At 35.8% G+C, this 11,250-nt stretch carries 10 protein-coding genes; 1 reads left to right on the top strand and 9 read right to left on the bottom strand.

Annotated elements, in window-relative coordinates:
- Positions 1 to 185: 185 nt before the first annotated feature.
- Entirely contained in the window at positions 186 to 1,181 is a 996-nt protein-coding gene (locus tag ACTNES_RS16380; RefSeq protein WP_441040121.1) for a glycosyltransferase family 2 protein, read from the bottom strand.
- A gap of 316 nt (positions 1,182 to 1,497) precedes the next feature.
- On the opposite strand from ACTNES_RS16380, the gene ACTNES_RS16375 reads away from it, so the two are divergent.
- On the top strand, positions 1,498 to 2,745 hold the full coding sequence (locus ACTNES_RS16375) for an IS110 family transposase (protein ID WP_441040120.1): 1,248 nt from the start codon (positions 1,498 to 1,500) through the stop codon (positions 2,743 to 2,745).
- Positions 2,746 to 2,841: 96 nt separating this feature from the next.
- Here ACTNES_RS16375 and ACTNES_RS16370 read toward each other — a convergent pair whose 3' ends face one another.
- The 8 genes from ACTNES_RS16370 to ACTNES_RS16335 form a co-directional block, all read right to left on the bottom strand.
- Positions 2,842 to 3,804, bottom strand: a complete 963-nt coding sequence (locus ACTNES_RS16370; protein WP_441040119.1) for a glycosyltransferase family 2 protein — start codon at positions 3,802 to 3,804, stop codon at positions 2,842 to 2,844.
- A gap of 1 nt (position 3,805) precedes the next feature.
- Complete coding sequence (gene cps2T / locus ACTNES_RS16365) at positions 3,806 to 5,041, bottom strand: beta 1-4 rhamnosyltransferase Cps2T (protein ID WP_441040118.1); 1,236 nt, start codon at positions 5,039 to 5,041, stop codon at positions 3,806 to 3,808.
- Between the two features lie 23 nt (positions 5,042 to 5,064).
- Positions 5,065 to 5,667: a dTDP-4-dehydrorhamnose 3,5-epimerase gene (rfbC, locus tag ACTNES_RS16360; protein WP_441040117.1), complete on the bottom strand. Its 603-nt coding sequence runs from the start codon at positions 5,665 to 5,667 to the stop codon at positions 5,065 to 5,067.
- Between the two features lie 34 nt (positions 5,668 to 5,701).
- The gene (gene rfbD, locus ACTNES_RS16355) at positions 5,702 to 6,616 is read right to left on the bottom strand and encodes a dTDP-4-dehydrorhamnose reductase (protein WP_441040116.1); all 915 of its coding nucleotides are present in this window, start codon (positions 6,614 to 6,616) and stop codon (positions 5,702 to 5,704) included.
- Positions 6,617 to 6,637: 21 nt separating this feature from the next.
- Positions 6,638 to 7,657 (bottom strand): dTDP-glucose 4,6-dehydratase, encoded by a 1,020-nt coding sequence (gene rfbB, locus ACTNES_RS16350; RefSeq protein WP_117456733.1) that lies wholly within the window; start codon positions 7,655 to 7,657, stop codon positions 6,638 to 6,640.
- Between the two features lie 19 nt (positions 7,658 to 7,676).
- Positions 7,677 to 8,573 carry a glucose-1-phosphate thymidylyltransferase RfbA gene (gene rfbA / locus ACTNES_RS16345; RefSeq protein ID WP_441040115.1) on the bottom strand — a complete coding sequence of 299 codons (897 nt, stop codon included), beginning with the start codon at positions 8,571 to 8,573 and terminating at the stop codon, positions 7,677 to 7,679.
- 99 nt (positions 8,574 to 8,672) lie between these two features.
- On the bottom strand, positions 8,673 to 10,124 hold the full coding sequence (locus ACTNES_RS16340) for a sugar transferase (protein WP_441040114.1): 1,452 nt from the start codon (positions 10,122 to 10,124) through the stop codon (positions 8,673 to 8,675).
- A 627-nt stretch (positions 10,125 to 10,751) separates the two neighbouring features.
- On the bottom strand, positions 10,752 to 11,250 hold a 499-nt coding region (locus ACTNES_RS16335), incomplete at its 5' end, for a sugar transferase (protein ID WP_441040113.1).

Below are 11,250 nucleotides of genomic sequence, written 5' to 3'. Positions count from 1 at the left end.
CGCTATTACAGTTCTAAACAAAATATTATAATGTAGTAATACCGTATACGTATTAAGCATAATAATACATAAACACCATATCATTATATCAGATAATCTTAAAATACCTATTTTTTTTCTTAACTTAGGAATATTCTCATTAAACATTAACCCCTATTCCTTTCATTATATAAGCTCTCATATTTTTAGTTTTTTGTATTAACCTGTCGAAAAATAAAATACAATATTTTCCACTTTTCTTTTCTTAAAAATGTCAATATCACTTGCTTATCTATTCTTTTAGACGAAAATTTCGTTTTATTTACAATCTCCTGATAATAACTTTTTTCTTTTTGTTGCTCCATAAACAAACAGAATTCTTTTTTATTTTTTATTTTACTCAGTTTTATAGTATATGAAATTAAAATTATATCTAAATTATTATAAAAACCATTATAGGTCTCAGGAGTAACTTGTTCTATTTTTTTTATCACATTTTTCCTAAATATGAAATCTTCTTCTAAATTTTTAAATTTTGATTCTTCAAACCTATGCATAACACTATCTTCTCCTTGATAATAGGATATCATGGAAAATTTTCTATAGTAAATGCTTGGAGCAAATTGCAATATTTTAAATTGAAATTCTGAATCTTCCCCTATTTTTTTTCCTACTGAAAACAATATATTATTTTGACGCAAAAAAGATAATTTAATAAGTTTCCCCCAACAGAAATTCATATATGTCGTTGTCGCTAAGCTTTCATATACTTGATTTACTTTAATTTTCCCTTCACAAAATGAGTGTACCTCATAATTTTTTCTTTTATCTTCATAAACCACTTTATATGAAAATAATATTAGATCATATTTTTTATCCATTAATGCATTAATCTCTTCATACCATCCATTTAATAACCAATCATCTGCATCCAAAAATAAAACATATTCTCCTTTTGCCTCTAATATTCCCCTATTACGTGCAGCAGAAACTCCATTATTTCTTGTATGAATTACTTCAACATAATCCGTATTTTTCTTCCATTCTAAACAAATATTATAGGATTCATCTGTACTTCCATCATCCACAAGAATAACTTGAACATCGTCAAATTTTTCTCTAATAATGGATTGCATACATCTATTAATTACCTTTTCAGCATTAAATATTGGAATGACAATACTTATCATATATTTTTTCATTATTATATCCATTCCTTTCGCTTCGCTCAGGCACAAAACGTTATGAAAATGTTTCCCTGAGCTCATTTTTTCTTTATAATTCTTCTTGTAGGGAACTCGATATACTACAAATCACGGGGAGGTGAGTGGGCTGTCCGGCTTGCCGGATGACCGCATTATTATATGTGTAGTTCGCCTTTTCAAGCACAAATAAGTGTGACTTCAAGCACGTAATCTTATCTTTGTATAAACATTCTCGTTTATGGCTTAGGCGTTCAGTCAATGCCGTCTCTCCCTATAATCTTTAGCGAACCTCCCGGTTCTGAAAGGAGTCCCTATGGCTTTAAAAATCATGTACAAAATCTGTTGTGGCATTGATGTCCACAAGACTTTTGTAGTTGCCTGCATCGCTTCTACGAACGATAAAGGTGTCACTTCTTACGAGAGCCACCGGTTTTCGACCTATACGAGCGGTCTGAAAACTTTGTTACAATGGCTACTCGACAGGAATTGCAAGGCTGTCTGTATGGAATCCACCGGTAAATACTGGATTCCTGTTTATAACGTCTTGGAAAAAGATTGTTCGATTGTCCTTGCCCATCCGAAATACGTTAAGGCTATCCGTGGAAAGAAAACTGACAAGAAAGATGCCAAATGGATTGCTGACCTGTTTAAGCATGATCTTGTTGCCGGAAGCTTTATGCCACCCGCTGACATCCGCCAGCTTCATGACCTTATGCGCTACCGTTTCAAACTGACCTGCTTCAAATCAAGTGAAAAGAATCGTTTGCAGAACTGTCTCACGGTTTCCAATATCCAGTGGGGAAACATTGTCTCGGACACCTTCGGCAAATCTGCTCAGGCGATACTGGATAAGATTTTGGAAAATCCCGCAGATACTTCCTTTGACCTTGAACCTCTTGTTTTCAAAAGTTTAAAAAAGAAACTTCCTAAACTTCGTGATGCCATTGACGGATATATCACTCCGGAACAGGCTGGTAAGCTCAAAGTAATCAAATCTCATTATGAAAACCTTGAATCCCGGAAAGCAGAGCTTGAAGAACTCATTCTTGCGCTCGCCACTCCCTATCAGCAGGTACTTGCCATTCTTCAAACCGCTCCTGGTATCAGCAGTGATTTCACTGCCATCGGAATTATTTCCGAAATTGGTACCAATATGGAGGCTTTTCCTTCGACGAAACACTTGTGCTCATGGGCTGGTCTTACCCCGACCAACAATGAAAGTGCAGGGAAGAAAAAATCTGTCCGGGTTTCCAAGGCCGGATGCTACATCAAACCTCTTTTAGTACAGTGCGCAAACGCTGTTGTTAAAAGTAAAAAGCATCCTGAAATTCGCAACCGCTATCTCCGTATTAAAAAGCGTCGCGGTCACAAGAAAGCAATCATTGCAATAGCAAGAATGCTTCTTACCGCATTATACCACATGTTAAAGAACGGAGAAAACTATAATGCAGAACTTTATCGAAAATCCGACTTACTACCTGTGGATCGTGAGATTACCGTAGAGCAGGCACTCATGAGCGCCAGAAACCAAGGTTATAAGATCAAGTCAGCAACTGCATAGCCTAAATGTATACGATATTCAATTTTTAAAGCAGCCACCGAAAGATGGCTTGTTTATGATGCGATTAAGGTAATGGATACCCTCTACTTCTCATTTTCAATCTTTCCACCTATTAATTCTCCTATAAAGTGGCAACATTAAAAATGGCAAATAAAAATAGCAAATTAAACCAAGTTTTGTCTTTTTTCTTACACTTGAACTTCTCAAAACATCTTTTCCATATTTATTCAAACCATCTTTAGCCTTGTTTATATACTTCTTATATTCGTCTTGAACTGGCGCATTTAAGTAAATTCTAAAGCAGCCAACTACGTAATATGCTTTTGCAGCATCTTTAAGGTTTTGACTTTTATTAGCTGTATATTTCAATAATTCTTCACAAATATCTAAGATTCCACAATCTTTAACAGAAAACTTTTGCGTGGTAATACTTCCTTCACGATGAACATATCCATATAGCTTAGTAGTTGAATATACGATTTTATCCGCTTGTTCAAATATCTTGTGCATTATCTCAACGTCTTCAAATATAATCCCTTTTTTAAACAACACTTTTTCAAAAAATTTTCTCTTATATAACTTCCCCCATGCTGAAACAAGAAAGGATTTTTGATACCACATTTCTTCTATTGCTTCATCAGCAGAAAATATTTTTATCTTTTCATCATAATCAAACTTCATTTTATCATCAAATATGTGCAGAGGATCACAAATTGATATTTCTGCTTTATATTTCAAAGCATTTTCATATAACTTTTCAATAAAATTTTCTGCAATTCTATCATCACTATCAACAAAAGTCACCCATTCACCTTTTGCAAATTTTAATCCATAATTTCTTGCATCAGATAATCCACCGTTTTCTTTATGATACACCACAATTCGACTATCTTTATGCTGCCATTGATCACACAATTTACCACTACTATCGGTTGCACCATCATCTATTACTATAATTTCAATATTGTTATATGTTTGATTCACAATATCTTCTAAACATTGTCCTAAATATTTTTCAACATTATATACAGGAACAATTACACTAATTAATGGCTCCATATTATTCTCCTACAAATACACGTTCATACATTCCACAAATTTTTTCCCAAGTATACTCTTCCGATACTCGTTTCTTTGCTTTTTCTCCAAGTTCCCTAATTTCCGCTTCGCTCATTGCATCTGTCTGTTCAATTAGTTTTGAAAGACTTTCTTCTTTTCTGCTCCAATATAATGCACACTCTTGAGCAACTTCTTTATTAAATCCAACATCAACTAATAAGTTTAAATCAGTACTTCCCAATGCTTCAATCAGGCTTGGGTTTGTTCCACCAACTGTATGTCCATGAAAATATGCATACGCATTTTCTCTTATTTTTTTTAATAATTCTTGATCATATACTGTTCCAACAAATTTAATTCTTTTATCTTGTTTAAAATGTAATTTACGTTCCAATTCACCTAAAAACTTTTCATTTACATTCGTAATAATTGCAAAATCTCGTTTTGAATTAGATGCCATAAATTCTCTTATCATAATTTCGAATGAATTTTCTGGGACAAAACGACCTACTACAAGATAATAATCTTTCTTTGAGAGTCCTTTTTCTTTATACCAATTTAAAAGTCTTTTATCGTCATCAGACAACTTACTTAATGTAAGATCTGCTCCATAGGCAATAAAAGTAGTTTTAGGATCTCTTCCTTTTATTCCTTTTCGATCATAGCATTCATGAATATATTTTTCAATATTAACAGAATCACAAATATCCAAGTCTGACCATTTAATCATCATCTGTTCAGATATTTTCCAATACTTTCGTATTGGTGCAGACCATTTTGCTCTCATCCACTCATGTCCATCAGGATTCAAATATACTCTTCCACCTAGTTTATGGATTTTTTTATAAAAGTGTTTCGCAAATGGTCCAATTCTACAAGCCATAATATATACTATCGGATTCTTAATACCATTTTTTTCTATGTATTTGCAACATTCATTTAATGCTGCAACATCATAATAAATAGCTTGTGCAGCACCAACCTGAGGAACATGAATTTTAAAGCATCGTGCATTATGAAATTCAAATTCTGTATCGGATATTTTTCTTACTCCATCTAATTTGCTTTCATCCATACATCCATCACCATTTGCTTTACATGCTACATGATATTTAATATTTTTATTATTCTGATGATATTCGGTTAATTTATATACAAATGTTTCGTATCCACCGTAAGCACCTAGACTTTTAGCACCTACTAAAAAAACATGCTGTACCTTTCTTTCTTGCTGCATATTGCTTCCTACTCTCTCTAAGTTTAAAATTTAAAAGTATCTTTCACTCCGACCCATTTCTGATCTTTATCAGATAAATTAAGTTTTGTTCCATCTTTTAATGTATATCCCTCTGCGGAAGCTGTACCATTATATTCTCCAACTAATTCTGGCCACTCAATACCGAGTTCACGATCATTCCAAGCAAGTCCGCCTTCGTCTCCTGGATGATAGAAGTCCGTGCATTTATAACAGAACTCTGCTGTATCACTCAATACTAAAAATCCATGAGCGAATCCTTCAGAAATATAGAACTGTTTCTTGTTCTCTTCTGTAAGTTCTACCCCATACCACTGTCCATATGTTTTACTATCAGAACGTAAATCTACAGCCACGTCAAATACACGTCCCTTGATGGCTCTTACAAGTTTGCCCTGTGGATACTGCTTCTGGAAATGAAGTCCTCGTAACACACCTTTTGTACTCATGCTCTGGTTATCCTGTACGAAGTTCATATCAAGTCCAGCTTCTTTCATGTCGTTAAGGTTATAGGTTTCCATGAAATAGCCACGGTCATCTCCGTGAACGGTTGGCTCGATTACATATAATCCTTCAATTGGTGCTTTTGTTACTTTTATCTGTCCCATTTTTATTACTTCCTTCTTTATCTATCTCAAATTTCTAGTATTCAATTTCTTTTAAATATCTGCTTAACGCATCCTGCCATGTTGGCAGTGGGGTAAAACCAGCCTCTACGAGTTTGGATTTATCTAATCTGCTGTTGAATGGTCGGGCTGCTTTGGATAAGCCATATTCTTCTGTTGTTACAGGTACTACATTTGTGGTATAGCCTGCCTGTTTAAAGATTTCACAGGTAAAATCATACCAGGAAATATAGCCACCTTCGTTTGTGGCATGATAGTAGCCATATTTATCAGTGTCAATCATATCTACAAGAAGTCTTGCTAAATCGTAAGTGTAGGTTGGTGTTCCAATCTGGTCGGATACGACACGAACTGTATCGTGTGTTTTTCCTACGTTAAGCATTGTTTTGATAAAGTTCTTTCCATTTACTCCAAATACCCATGCAATGCGGACGATAAAGTATTTATCAAGATTACCGCTTACTGCCTGTTCACCTTCTAATTTAGTCTGACCGTAGACATTTAATGGTTTGTAGTCAGTACAGTCTGGTAACCACGGTTCTGTCCCCTGTCCGTCAAACACATAGTCTGTGGAAATATAAACCATTTTCGCATCAAGCTTTTTGCAGGCTTTAGCGATGTTTTCTGTTCCACCGGCATTGATAGCACGAACTCTTTCTACTTTATCATCGTCTTCTGCGAGGTCTACTGCTGTCCATGCTGCACAGTGGACAACAACATCTGGTTTCTGTTCTGTGAGAACTTTTTCTACTGCTTCTTTATCTGTGATGTCTAAAGAAACATAAGGCATTGTTGTAACGGCACTTCCGTCCTGCACTCCAGAATATTCTGGAGCGATGTCAGAGCCGATTTCTTCATAACCTCTTTTACTTAATTCATTCATGACATCATGACCAAGCTGGCCTGCCACACCTGTTACAAATACTTTCATTTCTTATCGCTCCTAATATTCTTATCTGTTTCCGTACATTTTTTCGTAGTAGTTCTGATATTCACCAGAAATAATTGTCTCCCACCATTCCTTATTATCTAAATACCACTGAATCGTCTTCTTAATTCCATCTTCAAATTTTGTTTCTGGTAACCAGCCTAATTCGTTGTGAATCTTTGTTGGGTCAATAGCGTAACGCATATCATGACCTTTACGGTCTGTTACATGAGTAATCAGACTTTCCGGCTTTCCAAGTTCTTTACAGATAATCTTTACAATATCAATATTCTTCATTTCGTTGTGACCACCGACGTTATAAACTTCTCCAACACGTCCGTTATGGATGATTAAGTCTATCGCACGGCAATGATCCTCTACATAGAGCCAATCACGAACATTTAATCCTTCGCCATAAACAGGTAATGGCTTATCTGCTAAAGCATTGGCAATCATTAACGGGATTAACTTCTCTGGAAAATGATATGGTCCATAGTTGTTAGAGCAACGGCTAATTGTTACAGGCAGCCCATAAGTTCTGTGGTAAGCAAGAACTAATAAGTCTGCTCCTGCCTTTGAGCTACTGTATGGAGAACTTGTATGGATCGGTGTCTCCTCTGTAAAGAATAAGTCCGGTCTGTCTAATGGAAGATCTCCGTAAACTTCGTCAGTACTTACCTGATGGTATCTCTTGATACCGTATTTACGGCAAGCATCCATCATAACAGCAGTTCCTTTAATATTTGTGTCTAAGAAAATCTCAGGATTTTCAATAGAACGGTCTACATGAGACTCTGCTGCAAAGTTCACAACCATGTCTGGATGCTCTTCTTCAAATAATTTATAGATTGCTTCTCTGTCGCAAATATCAATCTTACAGAAACGGAAATTGGGGTTATCCATTACTGGTGCTAAAGTAGATAAGTTTCCTGCATATGTAAGCTTGTCCACGCATACAATCCTATAATCAGGATATTTATCTAACATATGAAATACAAAGTTACTTCCAATAAATCCGGCTCCTCCGGTTACGATAATTGTCATTATTCTATCCTCTTCTTTCTTAATACAAATGTTCCTGATATTTCCCATCCAGTACGTCTTTCAGATATTGTCCATACTGGTTTTTCTTTAAAACTTCATAAACTTTCAGAACTTCTTCTTTAGAGATCCATCCATTTAAGTAGGCAATTTCTTCTAAGCAAGCAATCTTTCTGTGCTGATGCTGCTCTACTGTCTTGATAAAGTTCGTTGCATCCACTAAAGATTCGTGTGTTCCAGTATCTAACCATGTTAATCCCTGTCCAAGAAGTTCTACATTTAAGCTGTTATCTTCTAAATAGATACGGTTTAAATCTGTAATCTCAAGTTCGCCTCTGGCACTTGGCTTTAAATTCTTTGCATACTCCACTACACGGTTATCATAGAAATACAGACCAGTCACACAATAATTGCTCTTTGGATGTTCTGGCTTCTCCTCAATAGAAATAGCCTTTCCATCATGGTCGAACTCTACGATTCCAAAACGCTCCGGGTCATCTACATAGTAACCAAATACTGTAGCACCCTTTCCTGTTTCTGCATTTTCAACCGCTGCCTGTAATCTCTTCTTTAATCCATGACCTGCAAAAATATTATCACCAAGAACCATTGCTACTGGCTCATCACCAATAAACTCCTCTCCAATGATAAATGCCTGAGCAAGTCCATCTGGACTAGGCTGTATAGCATATTGAAGATTCACACCAAACTGGTGTCCATCCCCCAATAAATCCTGAAATCTTGGTGTGTCTGCTGGTGTAGAAATAATTAAAATATCTCTGATACCTGCGTTCATCAATACAGACATTGGATAATAAATCATCGGTTTATCATATATCGGTAATAACTGTTTTGATGTAACCATGGTAAGTGGATATAATCTTGTTCCTGATCCACCTGCTAAAATAATTCCTTTCATAAATTCGCTAACCTCCTCAGCTTTTGCTTATATTTATAACTTATCTATAGTTATCCTTTTGCAGCTTATTCTCTCTATAAAATAAGCTGCTTGTAGGATTTACATTGATCCATCTTTCTTAAAGACTACCAATATCGTTTTAAACAATATTTTTATATCTAGCCCAATGTTCCAGTTTGTGATATACTCTTTATCAAGACGAACTACTTCTTCAAAATCGGTAATATCACTTCGTCCGCTTACCTGCCACATGCCAGTGATTCCAGGCTTAATTGCCAGCCTTGCACGATGGTGAAGCTCATACAGATTCGTTTCTGAGATCAAGGGTGGGCGAGTACCTATAATCGACATATCGCCACGTAATACGTTAAAGAATTGCGGAAATTCATCTAAACTTGTTCGTCTGATAAAATCACCGATTCCTGTCTTATGTGTCCCATCTGGAAGTATCTTATTTCCGATAACACGAGGATCAAAGTCCAGTTTAAACATCTTTCCATCTCCAAGTTTGTTATCTTTCATAAGCTCTGCCTTACGTTCTTCTGCATCCATATACATACTGCGGAACTTGTACATTTTAAATTTCTTTCCATTCTTTCCAACTCGCTCCTGAGCAAAGAAGATTGGTCCCGGTGATGCAATATAAATTGCCGGTCCGACAAAAATACAAATGATTCCGGTAAAAATACATCCAACTAATCCACCCGCAATATCCATTAAGCGTTTTAACATTAACTGTCTGGTTGATGCATAATTGATACTTGTCGTAAGGACTGTGTAATTACCAACCTTTTCCACAAACTGTTTTTTCCCTGGCACGCTTGTAATCTTTGCAAGATTAAGATGAATGGTTATTCCCGTCTCTGATAATTGCTCAATTAACTCTGACGGATATGGAAGAACTTCTGAAACAACAATCAAAACTTCATCAATCCATTCCTGACATACATACATTGCTGCAGTCTCTTCGTTGGCAACTACCGGAACTCCATGAATTTCTCTTCCAGTCCAGTCCGCATCAATTACAGCTACACCAGCCAATGAGAATCTGGCATAATTGTTTTCCTGCATACTTAATACTACTTGTTCAGCCACATCTTCTGATGTTACAATCAGTAGTTTGCGTTCCCCGCCATCCTTCATCTGTTTTCGCAGCAGTTTTTTCCAAAGTTCTCTGACAATATACGTCATTACTAAATAAATTATTATGGTCAGCATCAATGTTAATCTTGAAAAGTCCTGTCCCTGCTGAAGCAGGAATAAATATAACACTGCCAATGCACCTACCATAATCGCATGATTTAACGTAATTACAAAATCACGATAGTATCCTCTTTTTAATACACTTCTCATGGTGCCATACGCAAAAATCATAACGAGATCTGCCAGTTCAAGGAAAACTGCCATATTGCGATAAATAATGGTTTCATATGGATTAAATCCATATCCGCTAATTGCATATGCCAGAACATACGCTAATTGCAAACAGATCATGTCTAAGATTATAAAATCTGCGTGTTTTAACCATCCTTCAGAATCTTTTCTATACATAGATTTCTTTCTTTCCCCTTCCATTTTTTTGTAATCTATCTGTTAATCTACAATCGTCCCCACAATTGTAGAAATTGCCTTCAAATTTGAGTGATTTAAAACTAGATAGGATTATTGCTACACAAAGAAGAGCATTAATCCAGAATATGTTAAGATTTGTTGAGATATGTAATTCCGTCCATAGCCATACCCCCGAACACAAGTAATCAGCACATGGGAATCACATTTTGAATATTTAGATATGTGATATAAGAGTTTCGATATTCAGTTTTCTTTTCATTCTCATTAATATGTACTGGGGTATCCATCGTACACTTTCGTTTTGATTTTCCTAACATTTCATATCTCCCTTACTGTACCCCCCCCGACAAAATCGAGGGCTACTTCCTTATCTCTTTTTTCTCATTTATTTCTTATATTTTTCTCCAACGACAGATAACCTGTGAACGTCTTTCGAGGGACATCCGCAGGCTCAGCCATTACCTCCTATTATTTATGATTCTCATTTACTTATTTATAATTGGGTCAAAATAAGCATCCAGGAAACCACTTTATTATATATTTCCGCTGGAAATGCGATTGGTTTCCTTTAATGAAAAATCATAAGAATCATACTAAGGAACCTAGCTAAGCCAACGAAAATCCTGTAAAATCAAGCTTTTTCTCGGTTGGCTCTATTATACCGCCGACTCCTTTTAGTACATTTAAGAATTGTGGGAATTCATCTAAGCTTGTTTTCCTTATTAAATTACCAATTCCAGTTTTCTTTTCTCCATTTGGCAAGATTTTATTTCCTATTACACGTGGATCGAATTCCAGCTTAAACATCATGCCGTCTTCGACTCTGTTGTCTTTCATCAGTTCTTTTTTCCGCTCCTCGGCATCCATGTACATACTGCGGAATTTATACATCTTAAACTTCTTGCCGTTCTTTCCCACTCGAATCTGTGAGAAGAAAATCGGACCTGGCGACCGAATATAGATTGCAGGTGCCACAAATATGAAAATTATTCCTGTCAAAATACATCCTGCCAATCCACCTATAATATCCAGGCTTCTCTTCATAAATGCCTGCTTCACAGTTGCATAGTTTATGCTGGTTGTTAATACTGTATAATCGCCCAAC

The organism is Blautia sp. HCP3S3_D9, assembly GCF_052063845.1.
In the GTDB taxonomy this organism is placed as follows: domain Bacteria; phylum Bacillota; class Clostridia; order Lachnospirales; family Lachnospiraceae; genus Blautia_A.
This window is presented reverse-complemented; position numbering and strand designations above follow the sequence as displayed.